Origin of the sequence: Streptococcus oralis, assembly GCF_001579175.1 — a bacterium.
Taxonomy (GTDB): Bacteria; Bacillota; Bacilli; order Lactobacillales; family Streptococcaceae; genus Streptococcus; species Streptococcus oralis_O.
Genome location: NZ_KQ970759.1, coordinates 40,212 through 64,130 on the forward strand (window position 1 = coordinate 40,212; position 23,919 = coordinate 64,130).

The following is a 23,919-nucleotide window of genomic DNA, read 5'->3' on the forward strand; positions in this document are numbered from 1 at the left end:
CCGATATCTTCATAGGCGATAACGGTCAAGCGACGAGCGAGGCTAGGCAAATCACCAGCTTCAATCAAGCGGGCTGCGTAGTGGAGACTGGCATCCACATCTGAGCCGCGGATGGACTTTTGCAGGGCAGAAAGGACATCGTAGTGACCGTCCCCATCCTTGTCCATGGTAATGTAACTCCTCTGCAAGCTATTTTCCATGACATCAAGAGTGATATGGCGGGTGCCCTTGTCATTCTCAGGGGTAGAGAGAACAGCCAAATCTAGTGAATTAAAGGCAGAACGCAGGTCTCCGTTTGTAGATGTTGCGATAAAATCAAGGACCTCATCATCCAACTCCACTGGGAAGTCAAAACCTCGTTCAGGATTAGTGAGAGCGATCTGAATCGCTTCTTTGACATCTTGATTGGACAAGGGTTCCAATTCAAAAATCTGAACACGGCTACGAATGGCTGGAGTGACAGAAAAGAAGGGATTTTCAGTTGTAGCGCCAATCATGACAACCAGACCACTTTCCAAGAGTGGCAGAAGAAAGTCTTGCTTGGTTTTATCTAGTCGGTGAATCTCGTCCAGTAACAGGACTAATCCTCCAGAGAATTTAGCTTCTTCAGCGATTTCTTGTAGTCGCTTCTTACTATCCACTGTCGCGTTAAAGGTCCGAAAGGCATATTTGGTCGTTCCAGCGATGGCAGAGGCAATACTGGTTTTGCCGATACCCGGAGGTCCGTAGAGAATCATGGAGGACAGACGATTGGCTTCCACCATACGACGGATAATTTTTCCAGATCCTACCAGATGCTCTTGACCGATGACCTGGTCGATGGTTTTTGGGCGCATGCGAAGTGCGAGATTGTCTGGCATAGCAGTCCTTTCTAACATGGATTTTCTGATGTATATGTGGTAAGATGGTAGTATCTATTTTAGCATAATTCCGAGTATTCGGGGCGATTTAAGAGTCGCATAGAAAGAGGACAAAATGGCAACATACGGATTTTTAGATGTTTTAGAGGAAGAATTGGACAAGAACTTTCCTTTTGACTTTGAGATTAGCTGGGATAAGCGCAACCATGCGGTTGAAGTGAGTTTTCTATTAGAGGCGCAAAATGCTGCGGGAGTAGAGATCCTGGACGAGGACGGAGATGTGTCATCAGACGACATTCTCTTTGAAGAAGCAGTCCTTTTTTACAATCCGGCCAAGTCAACAGTCGATGAGGAAGACTATTTGACAGTTATCCCTTACCTACCTAAAAAAGGTTTTTCTCGTGAGTTTTTAGCTTATTTTGCGCTATTCCTCAAAGACACTGCAGAGGTTGGGCTGGATGCGCTCATGGACTTTTTGGAAGACCCAGAAGCAGAAGAATTTGTCATGGAATGGAACCAAGAAGTCTTTGAAGAAGGAAAAGTTGGCTTGGAAGAGGGAGAGTTTTATCCTTATCCGAGGTATTAGGAGTTTGGAGAAGGTAGTATGAAAAAATTTGGGACGTATTTGGTTTATGTGCTAGCTTTTGTCTTTATTATGCTAGCTTTTGCTTGTGGAACCATCGCATTTGCAGAGTTGGGGTATTCCGCAGTTTTAGTCTTTACTTTTGGTTATACCTTCGCTCTTCTAAGCATGTATATAATCTTTATTCTTCATGAGTTGGGTCATGCTTTTTGTGGCTACTTGACAGGCTATCGGCTGGTGGCTTTTGGATTAGGACATTTTCTTTTGACCAAAAAGTCAGGCAGGTTTCATCTTAGTCGAACAGCCATTCTGAAAAATGTTGGTGCTCAATACATTGGTTTAAAAGAGGACGAAAGCGATCAAAGAATCATCCTGATGCTATCAGGAGGTTTGCTGGTTCATCTCGGCTTGATCTTATTGGCGATATTGTTTGGATTTTTGACAAAAAGCTGGTATTTTGCTGGTACTTGGATTTTTCTGAATTTGTCTTTCTTCCTAAACAACGTTTTGCCAGTCGGCATCACCGATGGAGCGAAAATCTGGGAATTGCGACAACACCCTGAAAATACCAAATACGCTTACTTGGTGTTGAGGCATTCTGCCCAAACTTTGCTGGCTCCTCAAGAATATGATTTGAAAGACTTTATTATGCCTGTTGCTGAGGATGCGAGAGGGAGTTTTGCAGAAAGTATTGAAACTCTTAAGGGAGTGGTTTTCATATTGGATGGTCATTTGGAGGCAGCTAAAAAGCTATTTCAATCTTTACTAGAGAGAACAGAACACTCGCTGTCTGAAACTTTTTGCCAACTATACCTTCTTCAAATCGCCTTGCTAGAAGGAGATAATGAAAAAGCGGAGCAATATGCAAGTAATCGAGGAGTCAAATCCTTTTTATCTCTAAAAATGGCAGATGTGCAAATGATTCAAGCCTGGTATCAATTTAAAGTTAAGAATGATGTAGCTCAAACTCGCAAGGCTATGAAAATTGCTAGACAGAAAATGAATAGCAGCCGAATGCTACGGGACGAGAAACGCTATTATGAAAACTGGTCAGTAGAGTTGGAGAAGGCATTAGCCGAAGGAGTTTGACATGGAAATAGAAATTTCTGATTTTACAGGTTGCAAAATTGCCCTCTTTTGTGGTGATAAGCTCTTAACTATCTTACGCGATAATAAATCAGACATTCCATTCCCTAATACCTGGGAATTGCCAGGTGGTGGCCGTGAAGGGGATGAAACTCCTTTTGAGTGCGCAGCGCGTGAAGTTTATGAAGAGCTGGGAATTCATTTGACTGAAGATTGCCTGCTCTGGAGTAAGATGTACCCAAGTATGCTTTTTGAGGGGAAGGAATCCGTCTTTCTGGTTGGAAAGTTAAGGCAGGAACAGTTTGACAAGATTGTCTTTGGCGATGAAGGACAGGGCTACAAACTGATGAGCATTGAGGAATTTCTTGGCTCAGATAAGGTTGTACCTCAGTTGCAGGATAGGGTGAGGGATTATATGGAGAGTAACTATGATTAGACTAGAACGAGCAGGAGCGGAAGATTTAGAAACTATTATTACAATTCAGAGAGCCAGCTTTAAGGCTGTCTATGAGAAATATCAAGATGAGTATGATCCCTACCTAGAGGATCGTGAACGAATCAAGTGGAAATTGGTTGAGCGTCCCAATAGTTATTACTACTTTTTGAAAGAAAAGGACGAAAATATCGGATTTTTACGAGTTCAGACCAATGAGGAATTGACGGAGGCTTGGTTGGGAACGGCAGCGATTTTGCCCCAGTATCAAGGAAAAGGTTATGGCTCTGAGGGATTGAGATTACTGGAAAAGGAATTTCCAACGATTAAACTGTGGGATTTGTGTACGGTATTACAGGATGCGGGCATGGTCGCTTTTTATGAGAAAAATGGCTATCAGCCAACCCATATCGAGCCTGAAAAAGAAGGTATGGATATGGTCTACATGAAAAAATTGATTGACAAATAGAAAGGATGGTTCGGTTACATTTCTAAACTGAACCCGCCCTAAACACTGTGCCAAAAAGATAAACGTCTCTTAGACACAAGCGTCTTCAGAGAATTTCCTATTTTGGCTTTGTGTTTTACGGGCTTGGTATCTTAATTATGGAAACATGGCAAGAGTTAAAAGTAACGGTCAATCGTGAGGGGGAGGAAGTGGTTTCCAACCTCTTGATTGAGCTGGGAGCACAGGGTGTCGCGATTGAAGACAGCATGGACTATATAGGAAATGTCGACCGTTTTGGCGAGATTTTCCCAGAGGTGGAGCAGCAAGAAGAAATCGTGGTGACAGCCTACTACCCTGATACGGTGGATGTAGCAGTGGTTGAGGCGGATTTGCAGGCTCGTCTAGCAGAATTGACGGATTTTATGGATTTGGGTGAGGTCAAGATGGGGACGACTGCCTTGGCCGAGGAAGACTGGGCTGACAACTGGAAGAAATACTATGAACCAGCTCGCATTACTCATGATTTGACCATCGTACCGTCCTGGACAGACTATGAGGCGACTGCGGGAGAAAAGATTATCAAGCTAGATCCTGGTATGGCCTTCGGGACAGGAACCCATCCGACCACTAAGATGAGCCTCTTTGCCTTGGAGCAGGTTCTCCGTGGTGGAGAAACAGTGCTAGATGTGGGGACAGGTTCAGGTGTCCTCTCCATTGCTAGCTCGCTGCTTGGTGCCAAGGAAATCTTCGCCTATGACCTGGATGATGTGGCGGTTCGAGTCGCTCAGGAGAATATTGAGCTCAATCCCGGCATGGAAAACATCCATGTAGCGCCAGGTGATTTGCTCAAGGGGGTAGAGATGGAGGCAGATGTCATCGTGGCTAATATCTTGGCGGATATTCTCATTCATCTGACAGAGGATGCTTATCACTTGGTCAAGGATGAAGGCTACCTGATCATGAGTGGGATTATCAAGGACAAGTGGGACATGGTGCGCGAGTCAGCTGAGTCAGCTGGATTTTTCCTTGAAACTCACATGATTCAAGGGGAATGGAATGCCTGTGTCTTTAAGAAAACCAAGGATATTTCCGGTGTGATTGGAGGCTAGCATGCAGCAGTATTTTGTCAAAGGAAGTGCAATCTCTCCTGTCATTATCGAAGATAAGGAAACCAGCAAGCATATGTTTCAGGTCATGCGCTTGAAAGAAGATGATGAGGTGACCTTGGTCTTTGATGATGGCGTCAAGCGCTTGGCGCGCGTGCTTGATGTGGAAGCACGTCAGTTTGAGTTGGTTCAAGAATTAGCTGACAATGTGGAACTGCCAATCCAAGTGACCATCGCATCTGGCTTTCCCAAGGGAGACAAGCTGGAGTTTATTACTCAGAAAGTAACAGAACTAGGAGCTAGTCAAATCTGGGCCTTCCCTGCCGACTGGTCAGTTGCCAAGTGGGATGGTAAGAAATTGGGCAAGAAAGCCGAAAAACTAGAAAAAATTGCCCTTGGAGCAGCAGAACAAAGCAAGCGGAATCTGGTCCCAAGTATCCAACTTTTTGAGAAAAAAGCAGACTTTCTAGCCCAGCTGGACCAGTTTGACTCTATTGTAGTGGCCTATGAAGAATCAGCAAAAGAGGGAGAAGCCGCTGCGCTCTTACAAGCAGTCACTGGTCTTGAAAAAGGAGCCAAATTGCTCTTTATCTTTGGGCCAGAAGGCGGTCTCTCACCAGCAGAAATTGAAAGTTTTGAATCTAAAGGAGCTGTTCTTGCAGGACTTGGCCCTCGCATTCTAAGAGCAGAAACAGCGCCACTTTACGCCTTATCAGCCCTTAGTGTTTTATTAGAATTAGAAAAATAAGAGGAAGAAAATGGAACAAAAACACCGTTCAGAATTTCCAGAAAAGGAACTTTGGGATTTAACCGCCCTATACCAAGACCGTGAGGATTTCTTGCGTGCAATCGAGAAAACGCGCGAAGACATCAACCAATTTAGCCGTGATTACAAGGGTAATCTTCACACTTTTGAGGATTTTGAGAAGGCTTTTGCGGAATTAGAACAAATTTATATTCAGATGAGCCATATCGGCAATTACGCCTTTATGCCTCAGACGACAGACTATAGCAATGAAGAGTTCGCCAATATCGCCCAAGCTGGGATGGAATTTGAAACAGATGCCAGCGTAGCCTTGACCTTCTTTGACGATGCCTTGGTGGCAGCGGACGAGGAGGTCTTGGACCGTTTGGGTGAATTGCCACATTTGACGGCAGCCATTCGTCAGGCCAAAATCAAAAAAGCCCACTATCTAGGGGCGGATGTGGAGAAGGCTTTGACAAATCTGGGTGAAGTTTTCTACAGTCCACAGGACATTTATACTAAGATGCGAGCTGGGGACTTTGAAATGGCTGACTTTGAAGCCCATGGCAAGACCTACAAAAATAGCTTTGTTACCTATGAAAATTTCTACCAAAACCACGAGGACGCTGAGGTTCGTGAGAAATCTTTCCGTTCTTTCTCAGAGGGACTCCGTAAGCACCAAAATACGGCTGCGGCAGCCTATTTGGCCCAAGTCAAATCTGAGAAATTGTTGGCAGATATGAAGGGCTATGATTCAGTCTTTGATTATCTCCTAGCTGAGCAAGAAGTGGACCGTGCCATGTTTGACCGCCAGATTGACCTCATCATGAAGGGATTTGCGCCAGTTGCCCAGAGATACCTCAAGCATGTTGCCAAGGTGAATGGTCTTGAAAAGATGACTTTTGCAGACTGGAAATTGGACTTGGACAGCGCCCTGAATCCAGAAGTGACTATTGATGATGCCTATGATTTGGTCATGAAGTCAGTAGAACCTTTGGGACAAGAATATTGTCAGGAAGTTGCTCGCTATCAAGAAGAACGCTGGGTGGACTTTGCTGCCAATAGTGGCAAGGATTCTGGTGGGTATGCGGCGGATCCATATCGCGTGCACCCTTATGTCCTTATGAGCTGGACAGGCCGTTTGAGCGATGTCTATACTTTGATTCATGAGATCGGGCATTCTGGTCAATTCATCTTTTCTGACAATCACCAAAGTTACTTCAATGCCCATATGTCGACCTACTATGTTGAAGCGCCATCAACCTTCAATGAATTGCTTTTAAGTGATTATTTGGAACATCAGTCTGATGATCCGCGTCAAAAACGCTTTGCCCTTGCTCACCGTTTGACAGACACCTACTTCCATAACTTTATTACTCACCTCTTGGAAGCAGCCTTCCAGCGCAAGGTTTATACATTGATTGAAGAAGGAGAAACCTTCGGAGCAAGCAAGCTTAACAGCATTATGAAGGAAGTCTTGACGGATTTCTGGGGAGATGCCATTGAAATTGACGACGATGCGGCTTTGACTTGGATGCGTCAAGCTCACTACTATATGGGCTTGTATAGCTACACCTACTCAGCTGGACTAGTCATCTCGACAGCGGGTTACCTTCATCTGAAACATTCAGAAACTGGAGCTGAAGATTGGCTCAATCTTCTCAAATCAGGTGGCAGTAAGACACCACTTGAGTCAGCCATGATTATTGGAGCGGATATCTCAACAGACAAACCACTTCGTGATACCATTCAGTTCTTGTCTGATACAGTTGACCAGATTATCGCCTACAGTGCAGAGTTGGGAGAGTAAATTAAAAGAGTCTGGGACAAAAGTCTAACCTTAAATATAAAAAGCGAACAAAACGAGTTATCTGACACTCAGAATACTATCTTGTTCGCTTTTTTTCTAATCTATCGATTTTAAAAATTTATAATAAAGAATTCCTAAAATCAAAATTTTTTGTCCCGGTCTCTTAAATTATTCCCAAAAGCTATCTTCTTCAGCTTGATCTGAAGAGAAGAGCCAAACTTCTTTGATTTTTCCGTCTTCAATACGGAAGAGGTCAATCCCGTTCATATTGAGTTCAGTACCATCAGCACGTGTTCCGAGAAAAGTAACATTAGCTGCGATTAAATCCTTATTGTCAGAAACCCAATTTGTTATCACCTTAAAGGTTCCATGAGTTTTCTCAGCAAATGTAGATAGGTGAGATCCTAGCTTGTCCTTACCAACAACTGAACCAGATATACTATGATTACCAGGTTGATGCCAGACAATATCGTCTGCCATAGTTTCAAAGACACCAGGAAAGTCACCAGCAATTAAAGCTTGGTTATAAGCATTGAAAATTTCTAAGTTTGTTGACATATATATTCTCCATTTCTTTTTTATGATATAATTGTAACAGTTACAATCTAAAAAACAAGTAGACACTTTTTCGATAGCTGGTATCAAAACTAGTACTATTGTTGCTACTAAAAGATAAATTTTTTTTAAAAAAAATAGAAAGAAGATATTTTATGCCAAATAAAGTGAGTGAGTATGGTATTTGTCCATTTGCGACAACGCAGAGGGTTTTAACAGGGAAATGGGCACTGGTAATCATTTATCAGTTGAGTACGGGTACAAAACGATTTAAAGAATTGCAGAGATTATTGCCTGGGATTACTCAAACTATTTTGACCCGTCATCTCCGTCAATTAGAAAAGGATAAGATTGTTCAACGAAAGGTCTATGCCGAAGTTCCCCCACGAGTTGAGTACAGCTTAACCGAAATGGGGCAGAAATTCAGAGTTGTTTTAGATGCTGTCGAAAACTGGGGTCTGGATTATATTAAGTTGCTAAATGCTAATGAGATAGGCAACTGATAAGTCCCATAGAGGGAATGTATTTTTTATCGAATCCCTCAATTAAAAGACAGTAAGGCAAACCAGTAAATTTCCAATCAATTTTCTTGAAACCCTTTCCTTCTTTTGATAGACTAATACATAGTTTGAAAAAAAGGAGATTTATCATGAAAAAATTTGTTGCTGAATTAATCGGTACATTTATGCTTGTGTTCATTGGAACAGGAGCTGTTGTTTTTGGAAATGGTCTTAATGGCCTTGGACACCTTGGAATTGCTTTTGCCTTTGGTTTGGCAATTGTAGTTGCAGCTTTCTCAATCGGAACTGTTTCAGGGGCTCACTTGAACCCAGCGGTTTCGATTGCGATGTTTGTAAACAAACGTTTGTCATCTTCAGAGCTTGTAAACTACATCCTTGGACAAGTAGTTGGAGCTTTCCTTGCGTCAGCTGCGGTATTCTTCCTCTTGTCTAACTCAGGCATGTCAACTGCTAGTCTTGGTGAAAATGCCTTGGCAAACGGTGTCACTGTCTTTGGTGGTTTCTTGTTTGAAGTCATCGCAACTTTCTTGTTTGTTTTGGTTATCATGACTGTAACATCAGCAACCAAAGGAAATGGCGCGATTGCTGGTTTGGTAATCGGTTTGTCCTTGATGGCTATGATCCTTGTAGGATTGAACATCACTGGACTTTCAGTAAACCCAGCTCGTAGTTTGGCTCCAGCTGTCTTGGTTGGTGGCGCAGCTCTTGAACAAGTTTGGATTTTTATCCTTGCTCCAATCGTTGGTGGCGTTCTTGCAGCCCTTGTTGCGAAAAACTGCCTTGGAACAGAAGAATAAGAAACGAAAAAAGAGTCCTGTTCTCAGTTTGAGGAACAGGGCTTTTTCTATGCAAACAAAAAGCACTCCCTTTTTGAATGGGAGTGTTTCGTGATTAGCTCAATTCAGCAACGATAGCCTTGATTTGTTCTGAAGTGTGTACTCCAGCAACTTGTTTTACCACTTGGCCATCTTTTTTGAAGAGAAGGGTTGGGATAGACATGATTCCAAAAGCACGAGCTGTGTTTGGATTTTCATCAACGTCCATTTTAACGATTTTCAAGACATCTTCTGAAAGTTCTTCAGACAATTTGTCCAAGATTGGACCTTGCATACGACATGGACCACACCAAGTTGCCCAGAAGTCTACCAAGACCAAACCGTCTTTTGTTTCTTGTTCAAATGTTGCATCTGTAATTGCTTTTGCCATTGTATTTCTCCTTTTTAATTATATTGGCTTAAATCTTGTTTCATGAGATAGAAGAAGACATCTCCATAAGTCCCATGGTAGTCCAAATCATGACCATTGTAGGTTAATTTTTGGACAGTGTAGTAATCCGCAACGCCGATAAGGCAGGCGTGTTGAGAACGTTCAAAGTCTTGGTATGACTCGAAAGTCATGGTTCTCTCTTGCTTACTGGCGTCTAGATAGGTAATTTCGATCATATAAAACTCCTTTGTTGTTTGATCTTGACTTTATTGTACTCCTTGAAAAGAGGAATGTCAAGAAAAATGATTGCGCACGCAACTTTTTTAAAAAATCTGATTAAGAAATGAAATCAAGACTCGTTTCCAGACTTTCTTCGACGGCCTTTTGCAGGTAAGCTAGGGTTGTTTGTCCCTCGTCAGTCAGGCAGATAAAACTAGCCCGTCTATCCTGATCACAACATCGGCGACTAAGCAAACCGCAGTTTTTCTCTTCTAGTCGGGCCACCATTCGAGAAACAGCGCTCGGACTAAGATGGAGTTTATCGGGTAAATCAATCTGTCGTAAGGATTTTTCATCAGCTAGATCCAGATAGTAGAGCAGGTAAAACTCTTTCAAGGTCAACCTTTGTTCACTCTGCTGGGCAATAGTTTCTTCCAACAACGCTTCCATTTCCTTTTGACGGCGGTTATAGTCAAACCACTTTTCCAGATAGGTCATTGCTTTCTCCTTTCTTTTCAAAGTAAAAATAGCAAAGTCATGACTGACTGTTCTTGCAACACAAGATGATTGCGCATGCAATGATTATACTACTTTTAACTAATCCTTGCAAGAAAGAAGAATTGCGATATTTCCTTGAAATTTTCTGAAAAAAGAGTAAACTGGTATGCAAGAAGTCTATTTTGTGGAGTTTAGGATGAAATTATATGTTCAATTAATGATTCTCTTTGTGATTTCTCTAATCGGAGAGGGAATTTCTAGTTTCTTACATCTGCCCATCCCAGGCAGTATTATTGGTTTGATTATTCTCTTTCTAGCCCTACAATTCAAGTGGTTGAGAACCAGGCATGTCAACATGGTCGGGAATTTCTTGCTGGCCAATATGACCATTCTCTTTTTGCCGCCAGCAGTGGGAATCATGGAGAAGTTTGATGTGATTGCTCCTTATCTCTTGCCCATTGTTTTGATTGTCTTTTTTGCGGCTGTCATTAACATTGTCCTCATCGCCCTAGTAGTTCAGTTTATCAAGAGACGATTTGAGGGAGATTATGAGAAGGGAGAAACGAAATGAGTGAATTTGTATCCAATCCTCTATTTGGGATTGCATTATCTATCCTAGCTTATCTAGTAGGGATGTTGATTTACAGACGTTTTCCCCATCCTTTGACAACGCCCTTGCTTTTGTCAGCTGTTTTTATCATTATTTTTCTCAAGGTGACTGGTATTTCTTACCAAGACTACTATCAAGGTGGGGTTTATCTGAACAACTTGATAGTCCCATCGACCGTGGCTCTAGGGATTCCGCTTTATAAGAGTTTTCACCTGATGAAACATCATGCTCGGAGTATTCTCTTTGGTAGTCTGTTAGCAGTGATTGTCAATACTAGTTTTACGGCCTTAGTTGCGAAAATCTTTGGTATGGACTTTTTTCTAGCCATTTCTCTCTTTCCCAAGTCAGTGACAACCGCCATGGCAGTGGGAATCACAGAAAAATTGCAGGGTTTGACGACTGTGACCTTGGTCGTCGTAGTGGCCACAGGGATTTTGACCAGTGTGATTGGCCCCACCCTTTTGAAGTGGTTGAAGATTGATGATCCAGTGGCTGTTGGACTTTCCCTCGGTGGGACAGGTCATGCTGTCGGAACGGGAACCGCCCTTCGCTACGGCTCTGTAGCAGGAGCCATGGGTGGCTTGGCTATCGGTATCACTGGTATTCTTTATGTTTTTGTCAGCCCCATTGTAGCCAGCTTGATATTGAGTTAAAGAAAAACCCAGCTTTCTAGCTGGGCATTTTTTATTGCAAGTTAACCTTGTTTTTCAAGATGTAGTAGGTTCCGAGGTAATAGATCGTCGCTAGAACGAGATCACGAAGGATTTCTACTCCAATCATCGTATGAAAGTCATTTTCAATTCGTAAGAAGAAGGTGATATAACCAATAACGATGGCAATGACGATATAGGCTAGAATCCCCATAGCTGTTCGATACTCATTAAAGAGTTGACCGATCGAGATTGCGAGGTAGATGGACAAGATCCAGGAGATCGAGCTGACAAGTAGTGAGACCGCATAAAGTCCACCGTGGCTGAGGTAAGGAGAAATGAAGTTATAGAGGGAAGTGAAGTCTTTTTCTATTGGTGTTAAGAAAATGATAATCAATATACTTAAGATAAAGACGATATAGCTTAAGATGGACCAGACAAGGGCACTGAAGAGTTTTGCAGTAATAATTTGGTGTTCAGAGACAGGCAAAGTCAAGGTCAAGTAACCTTGGCGGTCATAGACACTACCCTTAAATCTTCGGATGATTAAAAAGATTGTTGCAATCCAAAGAGTGACGCTGAGTCCCCCGAAGACTAAAATCAAAAAGAAAATGAGATAGCCTGTATTATCAGGGTTGTAACTAGGACTAAGACTGCTAATAAAAATTCCAATCAAAACTGAAATTGCAAGCACAGCACCGTAGAGTGCCAGATACCATTTATTGATATTTTTAAATTCATAACGAACTAAATTCCAAAACATAATAATCTCCTTTAACTAAGCCTTGAACTCTTGACGGAAGAGCTGGTCAATGGATTCACCTGACTCGTAACGAATATCATCAACATTGCCTTGGCGGACGACTTTTCCGTCTTTGAGGAAGATAATCTCATCCAAGATTGGTTCAATATCTGAAATTAAGTGGGTTGAAATCAGTACCGTTGAGGTTGGTGAGTAGTTGTTGATGATGGTATTGAGGATATAATCACGGGCAGCTGGATCCACTCCACCGATCGGTTCATCGAGGACATAAAGACGAGCTTCGCGGCTCATAACCAGAATGAGTTGAACTTTTTCCTTGTTCCCTTTTGATAGTTTCTTGAGGCGGTTGTTCTCATCAATGCCAAGATCAGCTAACAGGTGTTGGGCTCTATCGAGATTAAAATCCTGATAGAAGGTTTTAAAATAGGTTAGAGCATCCTTGACCTTCATCTCTTCATTGAGATAAGTTGTGTCAGGCAGATAAGAGACAATCGCCTTGGTGGCTGGACTTGGATCCTGTCCGTTAATGAGGACACGTCCTTTATCGGGCTGAAGGAGGCCATTGATCAGTTTGATCAAGGTTGTTTTTCCGGATCCGTTTGGTCCAAGGAGTCCGACAATCTTTCCGGCTGAGATCTCTAGTGAGATATTGTCAAGTGCCGCAGTTGCTCCATAAGATTTTGATACATTCTCAAGTGCTAATAATGTCATAGTCTTAAACTCCTTTGATATAATCACTTAATACATTTGGCAGTTCTTCTTTTTTGTAGCCAAATTGAAGCATACAAGAGACGAAGTGTTGCAGTTGCTCCTCGGAAAGTTGTTTGCGGGACTGAACAATGAGGTCCAAATCCTCGGTGACAAAACGACCAGTTGTTCGCTTGCTGTATACAAATCCTTCACGTTCAAGGTCAGATAAGGCGCGCTGGATGGTATTGGGATTGACCCCAGCCTGGCTCGCCAGTTCTCTCACGGTTGGGAGCTGTTGGTTGGGTTCCAGTTCATGGGAAACAATCTGTAGTTTGATTTTTTCCATAATCTGTAAATAAATCGGTTTTGTATTATCAAATGACCAGGACATCATAGTCTCCTTTCTTTGTCTTTCTTGTTCTAATCAAATAATACAATAAAACAAAAAACTTGTCAAGTAAAAATAAGAATTGTTTTGGGAATTGCTCAAAAAATGGTATAATGAAAAGAAAACGACAAGGAGGGAAATGCATGCGTTGTCCAAAATGTGGGGCTACCAAGTCTAGTGTTGTTGATAGTCGACAAGCCGAAGAAGGAAATACCATCCGCCGAAGACGTGAGTGCGACGAGTGTCAGCATCGTTTTACAACCTATGAACGAGTAGAAGAAAGAACGCTGGTTGTCGTCAAAAAAGACGGTACGCGAGAGCAGTTTTCGAGAGATAAGATCTTTAATGGGATTATCCGCTCGGCCCAGAAACGCCCTGTTTCAAGTGATGAAATCGGTATGGTGGTCAATCGCATCGAGCAAAAACTCCGTAGTCGCAGTGAGAATGAGATCCAAAGTGAATATATTGGGTCCTTAGTCATGGAAGAATTGGCAGAGCTGGATGAGATTACCTATGTCCGTTTTGCCAGTGTTTACCGTAGCTTTAAGGATGTGAGTGAGTTGGAGAGTCTGCTCCAGCAAATTACCCAGTCCTCTAAAAAGAAAAAGGAAAAATAGATGAAACCAAATGACCGTTTTTCTTTTCTAAAGAATAATCGGGTGTCGCAAGATACCTCTTCTCTGGTGCAGTGCTACCTCCCGATTATCGGTCAGGAGGCACTGAGCCTCTATCTATATGCCATTACCTTTTGGGATGGTGGGCAAAAGGAGCATCTCTTTTCCCATATCCTCAACCACTTAAACTTTGGCATGCCGACCTTGCTCCAATCCTTTAAAATCTTATCTGCTTTGGATTTGTTGACCCTTTATCAGAAAGGGGAGGTCTATGAGTTACAGCTTCATTCTCCCCTACCTATTCAGGATTTTTTAAGTCATTCTGTCTATAGCAGACTGTTAGAAAAAAAGATTGGGGATACAGCTGTTTCTGCTATGAAGCAGGCTCCAAGTGAGGGAGAAGCACTCTCTGTTTCTTTGAGCCAAGTATTTCCAAAACTGACCGAAGAAGTGACTTCAACCGAGTCTAAAAGCAAGTTAAAAAACGATTTTGACTTGGAACATTTTCAGCGCCTGATGGCTCGAGATGGCTTGCGTTTTGAAGACGAGCAGGCGGATGTTTTGGAATTGTTTGCCATCGCAGATGAAAAAAAATGGACTTGGTTTGAAACTTATCAATTAGCCAAGGCGACAGCGGTGGCTCAGGTTATTTCAGTCAAACGCATGCGTGAAAAGATAGCACAAAAACCAGCGTCTTCTGACTTTAGCCCAAAAGAAATGACCATTATCAGGGAAGCCAAAAATAAAACTCCCCTAGAATTTTTAGCCGAAATCAAGCAAACGCGCAAGGGGAACATCACCCAAAGTGAAAGAGAACTCCTTCACCAGATGGCGTCTTTAGGCTTGTTGGACGAAGTCATCAATATCGTCTTGCTTTTAACCTTTAACAAGGTTGATTCGGCTAATGTCAATGAAAAATATGCCATGAAAGTCGCAAACGACTATGCCTATCGCAAGATTCGGACAGCAGAGGAAGCCGTGCTTCGGATTCGAGAGCGTCAGCAAAAAGGCCAGGAAGACCAGAAATCGAAAACGAGCTCGACTAAGACAAATGTTCCTAAGTGGAGTAATCCAGAATACAAGAATCAAACCAGTGAGGAAACTCGTCTGGAACTAGAACGCAAAAAACAAGAAATGTTAGCCCGATTAGAAGAAGGAGGAGACTAGATGGAAAGTGTTGGTGATGTAATCAAACGTCAGACAAGTCGTTTTCAGTATCAGGACTTGGTCCAGCAGATCATGAAGGACCCCGATGTAGCGGCTTTTATCCAGAAAGAATCCCTCAGCCAAGAGGAGTTAAATCGTAGCATTTCCAAGTTCAACCAATATATCACAGAACGGGACAAGTTTCTTCGTGGGGATGCTGACTATATAGCGCGTGGCTACAAGCCTATCTTGGTCATGAATCACGGCTATGCAGATGTATCTTATGAAGAAACACCAGAACTAATCGTGGCTGAAAAAGAGGCGGCAATCAAGAATCGTCTCAAGTTGATCAATCTACCAGCAAGTCTCAAGAAAGCGAAATTGGCTCAGATTGACCTAGATGATCTAGGTCGTTTGCCGATTTTTGAGAGACTCTATGCCTTTGTTGACCTTTACCCAAGTATCCGAAAAGGTCTCTATCTTTATGGAGATTTTGGTGTCGGTAAGAGTTTCATGATGGCGGCTCTTGCCCATGACCTATCTGAAAAACGTGGTGCTTCAACAACCATTCTCCACTATCCAAGTTTTGTCATTGATGTGAAAAATGCCATCGGTGAAGGATCAGTGAAGACCTTGGTGGATGACATCAAGTTAGCAGAGGTCCTGGTCTTGGATGATATTGGTGCAGAACAGTCGACTCCTTGGGTGCGTGATGAGATTCTCCAAGTTATTCTCCAGTACCGCATGCAGGAAGATTTGCCGACCTTCTTTACTTCCAACTTTAATTTTCAAGATTTGGAAAAACATTTTGCCAAAGGAAAGAATGGAAATGATGAGACTTGGGAAGCTAGACGGGTTATGGAAAGGATCCGCTATTTAGCAGAGGAGACAAGACTAGAGGGAGAAAATCGCCGATGACAGAAACCATTAAACTGATGAAAGCTCATACTTCAGTTCGTCGCTTTAAGGAGCAAGAAATTCCTCAAGCGGACTTGGACGAGATTTTGACTGCTGGACAAATGGCGTCATCTTGGAAAAATTTCCAATCCTACTCTGTGATTCTTGTACGTAGTCAAGAGAAGAAAGATGCCTTATATGAATTGGTTCCTCAGGAAGCCATTCGCCAGTCAGCTGCTTTCCTGCTTTTTGTTGGTGATTTGAACCGAGCTGAAAAGGGAGCAAACCTTCATACGGACACTTTCCAACCCCAAGGAGTGGAAGGTCTCCTCATCACATCTGTGGATGCTGCTCTTGCTGGGCAAAATACCTTGCTTGCGGCTGAGAGTCTGGGATATGGTGGTGTGATTATCGGTTTGGTTCGTTACAAGTCGGAAGAAGTGGCAGCGCTTTTTAACTTGCCTGACTATACCTACCCCGTTTTTGGGATTGCCCTTGGCGTGCCAGATCAACAACACGATGTCAAACCAAGACTGCCTTTGAACCAAGTGGTATTTGAAGAAGAATACCAAGAACAGCCAGTTGAAGCGATTTTGGACTATGACCAAGTACAGGCAGACTATGCTGGTGCGCGTGCGACGACCTCTTGGAGTCAGCGTTTGGCAGAGCAGTTTGGCCAAGCCGAACCTAGTTCAACTCGGAAGAATCTAGAACAGAAAAAGTTATTGTAGAAAGTGAGAAAACATGGCCTTACCAACTGTTGCCATTGTAGGACGTCCCAATGTTGGGAAATCAACCCTATTTAACCGAATCGCTGGTGAGCGAATCTCAATCGTAGAAGATGTCGAGGGTGTGACACGTGACCGTATCTATGCAACGGGTGAGTGGCTCAACCGTTCTTTCAGTATGATTGATACTGGAGGGATTGACGACGTCGACGCTCCCTTTATGGAGCAAATCAAACACCAGGCAGAAATTGCTATGGAAGAAGCAGATGTCATCGTCTTTGTCGTTTCTGGTAAAGAAGGGATTACAGATGCGGACGAGTACGTAGCTCGTAAACTCTATAAAACCCATAAACCTGTTATCCTTGCCGTTAACAAGGTTGACAATCCTAAGATGCGAAATGATATCTTTGATTTCTATGCACTAGGCTTAGGTGAACCGTTGCCAATTTCATCTGTCCACGGTATTGGTACGGGTGATGTACTGGATGCCATCGTGGAAAATCTACCACATGAAGTCGAAGAAGAAAATCCAGATGTGATTAAATTCAGCTTAATTGGACGTCCAAACGTTGGAAAATCAAGTTTGATCAACGCCATTTTGGGAGAAGACCGTGTGATTGCTAGTCCAGTAGCTGGAACAACGCGCGATGCCATTGATACCCATTTTACAGATGCTGATGGACAAGAGTTTACCATGATTGATACAGCTGGTATGCGGAAGTCTGGTAAAGTCTACGAAAATACGGAGAAATATTCTGTCATGCGTGCTATGCGTGCTATTGACCGTTCCGATGTGGTCTTGATGGTTCTCAATGCCGAAGAAGGTATTCGTGAGTACGACAAGCGTATCGCAGGTTTCGCCCACGAAGCGGGTAAAGGAATGATCATCGTGGTCAACAAGTGGGATACACTTGAGAAAGACAACCATACCATGAAGAACTGGGAAGAAGACATCCGTGAGCAGTTCCAATACCTGCCTTATGCACCGATTGTCTTTGTTTCAGCTTTGACCAAGCAACGTCTCCACAAACTACCTCAGATGATCAAGCAAATCAGTGAAAGCCAAAACACCCGTATCCCATCAGCTGTCTTGAACGATGTGATTATGGATGCCATTGCCATCAATCCAACACCGACAGACAAAGGAAAACGACTCAAGATTTTCTACGCAACTCAAGTGGCAACCAAGCCACCAACCTTTGTCATCTTTGTCAACGAAGAAGAACTCATGCACTTCTCTTACTTGCGTTTCTTGGAAAATCAAATCCGCAAGGCCTTTGTCTTTGAAGGAACCCCGATTCATTTGATCGCAAGAAAACGCAAGTAAGCCTTGCTTATTTTTCAATAAGAATAACTGAAAAGAAGACTAGTCTGTCTTCTTTTTCTTTGAAACAAAGTATAAATTTCTAATTATCTTTTTATATTTTCTTAAATGCTCGTAAAGCCTTATTCTATGTGCTTTCGAGTATTTTTACTGTAGGAAGATACTTCACGTTTCTTTGCATATTTCCTCATGTCTTAGCTGTCAGAAGTGGTAAATAAGTAGTAAATTCATTTGTACTACTAAGCAACAAGACGCTCCTGTTGCTTCTCTTTATTCAAGCGTTTCATTTCTGCCATTGCAGAATCGAATGTTGCATGTGCGTAATAGTTCAGCGTCATGGCTATATTAGCATGTCCCATAATGTACTGTAATGCCTTTGGATTCATTCCTGCATTTGCATAGTTGGTACAGAATGTATGTCGCAAACTATGTGGAGTGATGTGTGGCAATTTATCCTCGTTATACTTATTGTATTTCTTAACAAGACCTTTCATCATGCCGTTGTAATCACTTGCCACTTTTGGATAGTTCTTTCTATTAAGAAAGAGGAAATCACTATATCCATCAATCTCAACACGCTTATCATTCTTTCGATTCGCTAACACTCGCTTAAATGCTTGATAGGCTTCTTCAACCATAGGAACTTGACGTTCGCCACTTTTGGTCTTTGGTGTTTCAATGTAGTACCCAATTTCAGTATCTCTCAATAGCTGATGGTCTATATTGACAAGACGATTCTCAAAATCTAAATCTGGAAGTGTCAAACCACCAAACTCTGAAATACGAAGACCTGTTTTTAAGAGTATCAGAATTTCATCATAATTTTTGCTGTAGGTTTTATCAGCTTTTGCAAAGGCTAACAGTTTTTCTTCCTGTTCTTCTGTTAGTACGGTCTTAGGGACAGTATCATCATCAAGAACTGCTTTCAGTTGAAAGTCAAATGGATTCTTCCGAACACAATCATCTTGTATAGCAATATAGAATGAAGCCTTTAAAGAACGTTTGTAGTTATTGATGGTTTGATAAGCATAACCATTTTCACTCATTCTAATAGCCCATTCTTTAGCGTCTGATGGCTTAATACTGTCAATACTTCTTACACCTAACTTGTCTTTCTTCAAAATATCCATAAGATATTTGCGTCCAGTTTCAGTGTTTTTTCTAACCTTTGGTCTTTGAGCGTTCTGTTTTGCGTAAAGCTGGCAGAGTGTCATTTTCTTTCCTACAACATCAATACCATCATGAATGTCTTTCTGTAACTCTGCGATTTTCTCTCTAAGTGAGATACAATCACGCTTTCCTGCTGGTACTCGGTCTGTAGCCACAAGTTTCCACGAGTAAACAAATTGCGGTTCTCCAAATGAATCTATATATTTGTATAAGTATCTTCCGTCTTTTCGTTGGCTCTCTCCAGTCTTTAAGATTCGACCTTTATTGTCACGTCTTTTTTCTGACATGGCATTTGCTCCTTTCCTTTATGGAAAGAGCCTTGATACGACTTAATACTATTTTATCATATACAAGACCCTTTGGCGACGCTAGATTGCGTCCAATGTATCTATAATTTTTTCAAATTGTTTTCGTTTAATCTGAATACGATTGCCATTCATAATCAGCCAATTTGCATTTTTATTTTCCTCTGCCAAGCGTCGTAGCTTGTTTTCGCCAATACGAAAATATTTTGACGCTTCTTCAATGGTTAGGGTATAACGTTCCCAAATAGGAATGTCAGTCTGCTTCATAAAATCCTCCTTTCCAAATCACTTATTTGGATTTCATAAAAGTTGTTTTACCAGCAATCGAACAGCTTTAGCAAAGCTCACGGGAGTTCCACCCCTGCATGGTTCTCATGTAGCCATACTCATTGCCTGCGACGGTTTTATCACGCTCGGACTATTGACTGTATGGGAGTATCATTATCACGATAAGAATGTCGTTGCAGGCAATCCTGCTAAAGATTGCTTCTCGGATCACTAACATGAATCGCTCGCTATCTTTATAAGATAGGTCATGGCGGTTAGCTCCGTTGGCTCTTTTCTTATCGAAACGTATTCAATTACTTTTATTCAGTTTTCAAAGAACAATGGCTCGTTAGCCTATCAAAACACATTGAAAGCTCAATATGCTTTGATGGAATAACAAACCTCCCTGTTCGGGAAGCGTGGAATAGTATGGCACGCTTCCACGAAAAGAGAGAGGTTATTACTTAATTTCAAATGACAGAATCTTTGTAATCAGTCTGGTTTCCATTCTTCCACGTAAGACTTCATCAAAGACCATACTTTGATTGCCATATTCATCTTTCATAAGTCGTAGGGAACGCTTCGTTATGTACCCTCTGTAATGATGTAGAATCTGGTTAATCGCTTCTGTATCGCCATCTGTTGCCTTTACAATGAGAGGAAAGGGAATCATAGGATATTGTGTTTTCATTCTTCAAATTCCTCCATAAACTTTTTGATTAAGGCTAGTCCACTGGTTCTATGCCGATAGACAGTAGAACGGTTCAATTTCAACAGGTCTGCAATTTCTGAATCGCTCATGTCCATAAAGTAAAACAGCAGTAGAATTTCACGTTTCTTGTCTGGCAACTCACGTAATGCTTCACTCAATAAATCATTTTCAACACCAACTGATATTCCATTGAGTGTAAAAATCTGAAAGTCAGTTGAATAGTTATCTGTTGTCGCAAACTGGCTAACAAGATAATCGCCAACATCCGAAAAGGACACTTCACGCTTTGCGATCCTTGAAAGATAAAGCAGATAATTCTTTCGCTCGTCTTCCATAGCACGTTTACAGATATAGTCAAACTGATTTTCTATTGTGGTCTGAAAAAAAGATGGTTTCATGTTTCTCACCCCCTTTCTGTCTAGGAAAGGAAGTGAGCCTTGCTCTTTTATCTCCTTTCACTCTTAGTCCCAATGTGAAAGGGGGATTTGTTGCATTACTGATGAATAAACTTTGTAAAAAAGTTCTGAATAACCAAAAAAGCACACAAACAGATTGATTTCTCTGTTTACATGCTTTTATTTTTCTATCTATATGATTTATAAAACCACATTGGTGGACGTACTTATCTATTGCAGATAGACGACTTTTTTTGATAAATACTCAATGTGGGGAACTTGATTGTATGTGATATACTTCATGGCGACTTTGACCTCCAACAAACCGCCATTTGGAAGTAAGATACAATATTTTAACAGCATAAATAGCACTACCATATAACGGTTTTTTTTATTGGCGTTTAGTAGTGCTTTTTATTAAATATGAACCTATAAACTATATAACATGTTTTTCTATACCTGTTTCTAATTCAATAGGAACAGTAAAATGTATAGAGGTGGTCTACTATGCGTAAAAAAGAAGATAAATATGATTTTAGAGCCTTTGGTTTAGCCATTAAAGAAGCTCGATTGAAACGAGGTTTAACTCGTGAACAAGTGGGAGCATTGATTGAAATTGACCCACGTTACTTAACTAATATTGAAAATAAGGGGCAACACCCCAGCATACAAGTTCTTTATGACCTTGTATCGTTACTTCATGTTTCCGTTGATGAATTTTTCTTACCTGCTAATAACTTGGTAAAAAGCACCCGACGATTACAGATAGAGAAATACATGGATAGCTTTACAGACAAAGAACTATCCTTAATGGAATCTTTAGCCAGCGGTATCAACGAAGCAAGAAACATCGAAGACTAATTAAAAGAATCCATACATAACGGAAAGAGCCGATAAAATGAGATTGTATTAATCTCATTTTATCGGCTCTGCGTCTTTGCGTCTGGCTCTGTAATCACAGTTACTTTGAACTGCTTTATTTCAATTAAATTTTCTTGTCTGCATTTCGGACAATAGAGGGGGAATTTTTTTAATTCAGTATCTTCCCTTATCTTTAATCGTGTTTTATTTCCACATACAGGACACAATATCCACTTGTAGTTTATAATAACTATCTCCTCCTTTACACTTTAATTCAAATCTTTATTAAAGAATATTTCATCTTATTTAACAAGAAACCATATTTATATAACAACATAAAATACACTAAGTTATTTTATTGAACATATATCGTACTTTATCTATCCGACTATTTGGACGACGGGGCTGGCAAACAGGTTCACCGGTAGTAACATGGTACCCTTTTAACTCTGTTAAACAAACACTACGTCCATTTGTAAAGAAAGTTAAATCACTACGATATTCTTGAATACACCGAGCAGGGATTTCTCCACTAAGAATGACCTCATTATTTTTCAATTGAGTGTCTACGATGTTCGCACAATATTTAGGAGCATCGTTGTATGCTCGTGAAAGATATTCCTGTGGCGCATAAATTTTAAAACTAAGATATGGCTCTAACAATTCTGTTCCAGCTTTTTTTAAGACTTGTTCCAATACAATAGGAGCAAGCATCCGAAAATCTGCTGGGGTACTAACAGGGCTATAGTATAAGCCATACTTAAAACAGATTTTACAGTCCGTCACATTCCAACCATACAATCCTTGTTCACAGCCATAGCGTATCCCCTCCATAACTGCATTTTGAAACGATTGATTTAAGTATCCAAGAGAAACCGAGCTCTCATACTGTACTCCGCTCCCTAATGGAAGCTGTGCTACAGATAGACCAATGGAAGCCCAGAAAGGATTCGGTGGAACTTCGATGTGAATGGTATACTCTGCTTTTTTTAACGGTCTTTCCATATAAATGACTGTAGGCTCTTTTATTTCTATCTCCACATGATACTTTTCTTGCAGCAGAGCACAAGTCACTTCCATTTGTACTTTCCCTAAGAAAGAAAGTATGATTTCATGTGTCGCAGAATCCACATAATATCGCAGAAGCGGGTCACTGTCGGAGATTTCTAAAAGTGCATCAAGTAACATTTCCCTTTGTTGAGGTTTGCTCGGTTCAACAGTCGTTTGCAGCAGAGGGAGGGGATTTTCAATTCTCTCTCTCTGTGGCAATAGCTTTGTATCTCCAAGAACACTATTTAACTTCAAAAACTCATTCTGCAAAATAACAATTTCCCCGGAATAAGCCTTATCAATTTTACATAATTCACCATTTATTGAAGTATACATTTCTGTAATTTTTATTTTTTCCTTTTCCGATATTCTAACCGAATCTCGCAAATGCAGTACGCCACTATAAAGACGTATATATGCAAGACGCTGTCTTTTTTCCGAATACTCAATTTTGAAAACTTTTCCGCAAAGTTCAGACTGACCTCGATGTGTTGATGAATAAAATTTATTCGTAATCACTTCTATAAGGTTATCAATCCCTATATTGTTTTTTGCACTTCCGTGATAAACAGGGAACAGAGAACAATTCTGAAATCTTATGCTTTCCTCTTGTTCGAGTTCCAATGCTTCTAATGATTTACCGGACATATATTTCTCTAAAAGGTCATCGTTTCCCTCTATTACCGTATCCCATTGTTCAGATTCGGTAAAGTTCGTCACACACATATTAGGATACAGTTCTACCTTCTGTTTGATTACAATTTCGGCAGAAAGTTTCTCTTTAATATCCTGATAAACCGTTGATAAATCAATTCCATTTTGGTCAATCTTATTGATAAAAAAGATTGTGGGAATCCCCATTTTCCTAAGTGCATGAAATAATATACGAGTTTGTGCTTGTACGCCATCTTTTGCAGAAATCAGTAGAATTGCCCCATCTAAAACTGATAATGAACGATATACTTCTGCTAAGAAATCCATATGTCCTGGCGTGTCTATGATGTTCACCTTCGTATTTTCCCACTGAAAAGAGGTTATTCCTGTCTGAATTGTAATTCCTCTCTGACGTTCTAAAAGCGTATTATCCGTCCTCGTTGTACCTTTGTCCACGCTTCCTAATTCTGTAATCGCTCCACTGTTATATAATAAGCTTTCTGTTAAGGTAGTTTTTCCTGCATCAACATGAGCTAAAACTCCAATATTAATAATTTTCATGTGATTTTCCTCCATTCAAAAACCCAAAAGGGCATAAAAATCCCAGTGATAAATACTTTTATCA

Annotated in this window: 32 protein-coding genes; 18 read left to right on the forward strand and 14 right to left on the reverse strand. The window is 41.2% G+C overall.

The features are described 5' to 3' along the window. The coding region (locus SORDD24_RS11430; protein WP_231082675.1) for an AAA family ATPase at window positions 1-860 on the reverse strand (860 nt) is incomplete at its 3' end. A gap of 115 nt (window positions 861-975) precedes the next feature. Between SORDD24_RS11430 and SORDD24_RS00240 the strand changes: the two genes are divergently transcribed. From SORDD24_RS00240 to pepF, 7 genes are all read left to right on the forward strand, one after another. Continuing rightward, window positions 976-1,446: a DUF3013 family protein gene (locus tag SORDD24_RS00240; RefSeq protein ID WP_061406524.1), complete on the forward strand. Its 471-nt coding sequence runs from the start codon at window positions 976-978 to the stop codon at window positions 1,444-1,446. A gap of 18 nt (window positions 1,447-1,464) precedes the next feature. Then, entirely contained in the window at window positions 1,465-2,532 is a 1,068-nt protein-coding gene (locus SORDD24_RS00245; RefSeq protein ID WP_061406526.1) for a site-2 protease family protein, read from the forward strand. 1 nt (window position 2,533) lies between these two features. After that, window positions 2,534-2,965: an NUDIX hydrolase gene (locus SORDD24_RS00250; protein ID WP_061406529.1), complete on the forward strand. Its 432-nt coding sequence runs from the start codon at window positions 2,534-2,536 to the stop codon at window positions 2,963-2,965. Next, window positions 2,958-3,431: a GNAT family N-acetyltransferase gene (locus SORDD24_RS00255; protein ID WP_061406531.1), complete on the forward strand. Its 474-nt coding sequence runs from the start codon at window positions 2,958-2,960 to the stop codon at window positions 3,429-3,431. Before SORDD24_RS00250 ends, SORDD24_RS00255 begins: the two co-directional genes overlap by 8 nt. Before the next feature lie 137 nt (window positions 3,432-3,568). After that, the gene (prmA, locus tag SORDD24_RS00260) at window positions 3,569-4,519 is read left to right on the forward strand and encodes a 50S ribosomal protein L11 methyltransferase (RefSeq protein WP_081103471.1); all 951 of its coding nucleotides are present in this window, start codon (window positions 3,569-3,571) and stop codon (window positions 4,517-4,519) included. Window position 4,520: 1 nt separating this feature from the next. Beyond that, a complete protein-coding gene (locus SORDD24_RS00265; protein WP_061406533.1) occupies window positions 4,521-5,264 on the forward strand; it encodes a 16S rRNA (uracil(1498)-N(3))-methyltransferase in 744 nt (247 codons plus the stop codon). A gap of 10 nt (window positions 5,265-5,274) precedes the next feature. Then, complete coding sequence (gene pepF / locus SORDD24_RS00270) at window positions 5,275-7,071, forward strand: oligoendopeptidase F (RefSeq protein WP_061406535.1); 1,797 nt, start codon at window positions 5,275-5,277, stop codon at window positions 7,069-7,071. Window positions 7,072-7,239: 168 nt separating this feature from the next. On the opposite strand, the gene SORDD24_RS00275 is transcribed toward pepF, so the two are convergent. After that, entirely contained in the window at window positions 7,240-7,629 is a 390-nt protein-coding gene (locus SORDD24_RS00275; RefSeq protein WP_061406537.1) for a nuclear transport factor 2 family protein, read from the reverse strand. A 152-nt stretch (window positions 7,630-7,781) separates the two neighbouring features. On the opposite strand from SORDD24_RS00275, the gene SORDD24_RS00280 reads away from it, so the two are divergent. Together SORDD24_RS00280 and SORDD24_RS00285 are read left to right on the forward strand one after the other, a co-directional pair. After that, entirely contained in the window at window positions 7,782-8,129 is a 348-nt protein-coding gene (locus tag SORDD24_RS00280) for a winged helix-turn-helix transcriptional regulator (protein ID WP_001133066.1), read from the forward strand. Window positions 8,130-8,275: 146 nt separating this feature from the next. After that, window positions 8,276-8,944 (forward strand): MIP/aquaporin family protein, encoded by a 669-nt coding sequence (locus SORDD24_RS00285; protein ID WP_061406539.1) that lies wholly within the window; start codon window positions 8,276-8,278, stop codon window positions 8,942-8,944. A gap of 94 nt (window positions 8,945-9,038) precedes the next feature. Here SORDD24_RS00285 and trxA read toward each other — a convergent pair whose 3' ends face one another. The 3 genes from trxA to SORDD24_RS00300 all read right to left on the reverse strand — a co-directional run bounded on the left by trxA (window position 9,039) and on the right by SORDD24_RS00300 (window position 10,070). Next, window positions 9,039-9,353: a thioredoxin gene (gene trxA / locus SORDD24_RS00290; protein WP_061406541.1), complete on the reverse strand. Its 315-nt coding sequence runs from the start codon at window positions 9,351-9,353 to the stop codon at window positions 9,039-9,041. Window positions 9,354-9,367: 14 nt separating this feature from the next. After that, window positions 9,368-9,589 (reverse strand): DUF4649 family protein, encoded by a 222-nt coding sequence (locus tag SORDD24_RS00295; RefSeq protein ID WP_000570263.1) that lies wholly within the window; start codon window positions 9,587-9,589, stop codon window positions 9,368-9,370. 100 nt (window positions 9,590-9,689) lie between these two features. Beyond that, window positions 9,690-10,070, reverse strand: coding sequence for a MarR family winged helix-turn-helix transcriptional regulator (locus tag SORDD24_RS00300; protein WP_061406543.1), 381 nt, complete (start codon window positions 10,068-10,070; stop codon window positions 9,690-9,692). Window positions 10,071-10,266: 196 nt separating this feature from the next. On the opposite strand from SORDD24_RS00300, the gene SORDD24_RS00305 reads away from it, so the two are divergent. After that, a complete protein-coding gene (locus tag SORDD24_RS00305) occupies window positions 10,267-10,641 on the forward strand; it encodes a CidA/LrgA family protein (RefSeq protein WP_061407832.1) in 375 nt (124 codons plus the stop codon). Continuing rightward, window positions 10,638-11,333, forward strand: coding sequence for an LrgB family protein (locus SORDD24_RS00310; RefSeq protein WP_061406545.1), 696 nt, complete (start codon window positions 10,638-10,640; stop codon window positions 11,331-11,333). Before SORDD24_RS00305 ends, SORDD24_RS00310 begins: the two co-directional genes overlap by 4 nt. A gap of 31 nt (window positions 11,334-11,364) precedes the next feature. Here SORDD24_RS00310 and SORDD24_RS00315 read toward each other — a convergent pair whose 3' ends face one another. From SORDD24_RS00315 to SORDD24_RS00325, 3 genes are read right to left on the reverse strand one after another with little or no spacing between them, the layout of a single operon-like run. After that, on the reverse strand, window positions 11,365-12,093 hold the full coding sequence (locus SORDD24_RS00315; protein ID WP_061406547.1) for a hypothetical protein: 729 nt from the start codon (window positions 12,091-12,093) through the stop codon (window positions 11,365-11,367). A gap of 15 nt (window positions 12,094-12,108) precedes the next feature. Then, window positions 12,109-12,804, reverse strand: a complete 696-nt coding sequence (locus tag SORDD24_RS00320; RefSeq protein ID WP_061406549.1) for an ABC transporter ATP-binding protein — start codon at window positions 12,802-12,804, stop codon at window positions 12,109-12,111. 4 nt (window positions 12,805-12,808) lie between these two features. Continuing rightward, window positions 12,809-13,174 (reverse strand): GntR family transcriptional regulator, encoded by a 366-nt coding sequence (locus SORDD24_RS00325; RefSeq protein ID WP_000119123.1) that lies wholly within the window; start codon window positions 13,172-13,174, stop codon window positions 12,809-12,811. Window positions 13,175-13,314: 140 nt separating this feature from the next. On the opposite strand from SORDD24_RS00325, the gene nrdR reads away from it, so the two are divergent. The 5 genes from nrdR to der are packed head-to-tail and all read left to right on the forward strand — an operon-like array spanning window position 13,315 to window position 17,883. Then, window positions 13,315-13,788 (forward strand): transcriptional regulator NrdR, encoded by a 474-nt coding sequence (gene nrdR, locus SORDD24_RS00330; RefSeq protein WP_001203676.1) that lies wholly within the window; start codon window positions 13,315-13,317, stop codon window positions 13,786-13,788. After that, window positions 13,789-14,952, forward strand: coding sequence for a DnaD domain protein (locus SORDD24_RS00335; protein ID WP_061406551.1), 1,164 nt, complete (start codon window positions 13,789-13,791; stop codon window positions 14,950-14,952). It begins immediately after the preceding gene. Continuing rightward, on the forward strand, window positions 14,953-15,849 hold the full coding sequence (dnaI, locus tag SORDD24_RS00340; RefSeq protein ID WP_061406553.1) for a primosomal protein DnaI: 897 nt from the start codon (window positions 14,953-14,955) through the stop codon (window positions 15,847-15,849). After that, entirely contained in the window at window positions 15,846-16,559 is a 714-nt protein-coding gene (locus tag SORDD24_RS00345) for an NADPH-dependent oxidoreductase (protein WP_061406555.1), read from the forward strand. Before dnaI ends, SORDD24_RS00345 begins: the two co-directional genes overlap by 4 nt. A 13-nt stretch (window positions 16,560-16,572) precedes the next feature. Continuing rightward, window positions 16,573-17,883, forward strand: coding sequence for a ribosome biogenesis GTPase Der (gene der, locus SORDD24_RS00350; protein ID WP_061406557.1), 1,311 nt, complete (start codon window positions 16,573-16,575; stop codon window positions 17,881-17,883). A 236-nt stretch (window positions 17,884-18,119) separates the two neighbouring features. Here the strand turns inward: der and SORDD24_RS00355 are convergent, their stop codons facing one another. Together SORDD24_RS00355 and SORDD24_RS00360 are read right to left on the reverse strand one after the other, a co-directional pair. After that, window positions 18,120-19,337, reverse strand: coding sequence for a tyrosine-type recombinase/integrase (locus SORDD24_RS00355; protein WP_001291561.1), 1,218 nt, complete (start codon window positions 19,335-19,337; stop codon window positions 18,120-18,122). A gap of 81 nt (window positions 19,338-19,418) precedes the next feature. After that, window positions 19,419-19,622 (reverse strand): excisionase, encoded by a 204-nt coding sequence (locus SORDD24_RS00360; protein ID WP_000814511.1) that lies wholly within the window; start codon window positions 19,620-19,622, stop codon window positions 19,419-19,421. Between SORDD24_RS00360 and SORDD24_RS11435 the strand changes: the two genes are divergently transcribed. Continuing rightward, window positions 19,606-19,857 carry a hypothetical protein gene (locus SORDD24_RS11435; RefSeq protein ID WP_001845478.1) on the forward strand — a complete coding sequence of 84 codons (252 nt, stop codon included), beginning with the start codon at window positions 19,606-19,608 and terminating at the stop codon, window positions 19,855-19,857. The two genes, SORDD24_RS00360 and SORDD24_RS11435, sit on opposite strands and share 17 nt — an antisense overlap. 225 nt (window positions 19,858-20,082) lie before the next feature. On the opposite strand, the gene SORDD24_RS00365 is transcribed toward SORDD24_RS11435, so the two are convergent. Then, a complete protein-coding gene (locus SORDD24_RS00365; RefSeq protein WP_061406559.1) occupies window positions 20,083-20,313 on the reverse strand; it encodes a helix-turn-helix domain-containing protein in 231 nt (76 codons plus the stop codon). Next, a complete protein-coding gene (locus SORDD24_RS00370; protein ID WP_000804599.1) occupies window positions 20,310-20,732 on the reverse strand; it encodes a sigma-70 family RNA polymerase sigma factor in 423 nt (140 codons plus the stop codon). Before SORDD24_RS00370 ends, SORDD24_RS00365 begins: the two co-directional genes overlap by 4 nt. Before the next feature lie 504 nt (window positions 20,733-21,236). On the opposite strand from SORDD24_RS00370, the gene SORDD24_RS00375 reads away from it, so the two are divergent. After that, window positions 21,237-21,590 (forward strand): helix-turn-helix transcriptional regulator, encoded by a 354-nt coding sequence (locus SORDD24_RS00375; RefSeq protein ID WP_001227347.1) that lies wholly within the window; start codon window positions 21,237-21,239, stop codon window positions 21,588-21,590. A gap of 59 nt (window positions 21,591-21,649) precedes the next feature. Here SORDD24_RS00375 and SORDD24_RS10690 read toward each other — a convergent pair whose 3' ends face one another. Continuing rightward, window positions 21,650-21,817: a cysteine-rich KTR domain-containing protein gene (locus SORDD24_RS10690; protein WP_000336323.1), complete on the reverse strand. Its 168-nt coding sequence runs from the start codon at window positions 21,815-21,817 to the stop codon at window positions 21,650-21,652. A gap of 118 nt (window positions 21,818-21,935) precedes the next feature. After that, window positions 21,936-23,855 (reverse strand): tetracycline resistance ribosomal protection protein Tet(M), encoded by a 1,920-nt coding sequence (gene tet(M) / locus SORDD24_RS00380; RefSeq protein WP_000691743.1) that lies wholly within the window; start codon window positions 23,853-23,855, stop codon window positions 21,936-21,938. Window positions 23,856-23,919: the final 64 nt, after the last annotated feature.

Excerpts from the sequence above, each read along its gene's own strand:
- SORDD24_RS00250 (WP_061406529.1), top strand. The coding sequence starts at position 2,534 with ATGGAAATAGAAATTTCTGATTTTACAGGTTGCAAAATTGCCCTCTTT.
- SORDD24_RS00320 (WP_061406549.1), bottom strand. The coding sequence starts at position 12,804 with ATGACATTATTAGCACTTGAGAATGTATCAAAATCTTATGGAGCAACT.
- SORDD24_RS00255 (WP_061406531.1), top strand. The coding sequence starts at position 2,958 with ATGATTAGACTAGAACGAGCAGGAGCGGAAGATTTAGAAACTATTATT.
- SORDD24_RS00240 (WP_061406524.1), top strand. The coding sequence starts at position 976 with ATGGCAACATACGGATTTTTAGATGTTTTAGAGGAAGAATTGGACAAG.
- prmA (WP_081103471.1), top strand. The coding sequence starts at position 3,569 with ATGGAAACATGGCAAGAGTTAAAAGTAACGGTCAATCGTGAGGGGGAG.
- SORDD24_RS00285 (WP_061406539.1), top strand. The coding sequence starts at position 8,276 with ATGAAAAAATTTGTTGCTGAATTAATCGGTACATTTATGCTTGTGTTC.
- SORDD24_RS00355 (WP_001291561.1), bottom strand. The coding sequence starts at position 19,337 with ATGTCAGAAAAAAGACGTGACAATAAAGGTCGAATCTTAAAGACTGGA.
- SORDD24_RS00310 (WP_061406545.1), top strand. The coding sequence starts at position 10,638 with ATGAGTGAATTTGTATCCAATCCTCTATTTGGGATTGCATTATCTATC.
- SORDD24_RS00325 (WP_000119123.1), bottom strand. The coding sequence starts at position 13,174 with ATGTCCTGGTCATTTGATAATACAAAACCGATTTATTTACAGATTATG.
- pepF (WP_061406535.1), top strand. The coding sequence starts at position 5,275 with ATGGAACAAAAACACCGTTCAGAATTTCCAGAAAAGGAACTTTGGGAT.
- trxA (WP_061406541.1), bottom strand. The coding sequence starts at position 9,353 with ATGGCAAAAGCAATTACAGATGCAACATTTGAACAAGAAACAAAAGAC.
- SORDD24_RS00335 (WP_061406551.1), top strand. The coding sequence starts at position 13,789 with ATGAAACCAAATGACCGTTTTTCTTTTCTAAAGAATAATCGGGTGTCG.
- SORDD24_RS00295 (WP_000570263.1), bottom strand. The coding sequence starts at position 9,589 with ATGATCGAAATTACCTATCTAGACGCCAGTAAGCAAGAGAGAACCATG.
- SORDD24_RS00305 (WP_061407832.1), top strand. The coding sequence starts at position 10,267 with ATGAAATTATATGTTCAATTAATGATTCTCTTTGTGATTTCTCTAATC.
- SORDD24_RS00265 (WP_061406533.1), top strand. The coding sequence starts at position 4,521 with ATGCAGCAGTATTTTGTCAAAGGAAGTGCAATCTCTCCTGTCATTATC.
- SORDD24_RS00360 (WP_000814511.1), bottom strand. The coding sequence starts at position 19,622 with ATGAAGCAGACTGACATTCCTATTTGGGAACGTTATACCCTAACCATT.
- SORDD24_RS00280 (WP_001133066.1), top strand. The coding sequence starts at position 7,782 with ATGCCAAATAAAGTGAGTGAGTATGGTATTTGTCCATTTGCGACAACG.
- SORDD24_RS00300 (WP_061406543.1), bottom strand. The coding sequence starts at position 10,070 with ATGACCTATCTGGAAAAGTGGTTTGACTATAACCGCCGTCAAAAGGAA.
- dnaI (WP_061406553.1), top strand. The coding sequence starts at position 14,953 with ATGGAAAGTGTTGGTGATGTAATCAAACGTCAGACAAGTCGTTTTCAG.
- SORDD24_RS00375 (WP_001227347.1), top strand. The coding sequence starts at position 21,237 with ATGCGTAAAAAAGAAGATAAATATGATTTTAGAGCCTTTGGTTTAGCC.
- SORDD24_RS11435 (WP_001845478.1), top strand. The coding sequence starts at position 19,606 with ATGTCAGTCTGCTTCATAAAATCCTCCTTTCCAAATCACTTATTTGGA.
- SORDD24_RS00365 (WP_061406559.1), bottom strand. The coding sequence starts at position 20,313 with ATGAAAACACAATATCCTATGATTCCCTTTCCTCTCATTGTAAAGGCA.
- SORDD24_RS00345 (WP_061406555.1), top strand. The coding sequence starts at position 15,846 with ATGACAGAAACCATTAAACTGATGAAAGCTCATACTTCAGTTCGTCGC.
- SORDD24_RS00275 (WP_061406537.1), bottom strand. The coding sequence starts at position 7,629 with ATGTCAACAAACTTAGAAATTTTCAATGCTTATAACCAAGCTTTAATT.
- SORDD24_RS00245 (WP_061406526.1), top strand. The coding sequence starts at position 1,465 with ATGAAAAAATTTGGGACGTATTTGGTTTATGTGCTAGCTTTTGTCTTT.
- nrdR (WP_001203676.1), top strand. The coding sequence starts at position 13,315 with ATGCGTTGTCCAAAATGTGGGGCTACCAAGTCTAGTGTTGTTGATAGT.
- der (WP_061406557.1), top strand. The coding sequence starts at position 16,573 with ATGGCCTTACCAACTGTTGCCATTGTAGGACGTCCCAATGTTGGGAAA.
- SORDD24_RS00315 (WP_061406547.1), bottom strand. The coding sequence starts at position 12,093 with ATGTTTTGGAATTTAGTTCGTTATGAATTTAAAAATATCAATAAATGG.
- SORDD24_RS00370 (WP_000804599.1), bottom strand. The coding sequence starts at position 20,732 with ATGAAACCATCTTTTTTTCAGACCACAATAGAAAATCAGTTTGACTAT.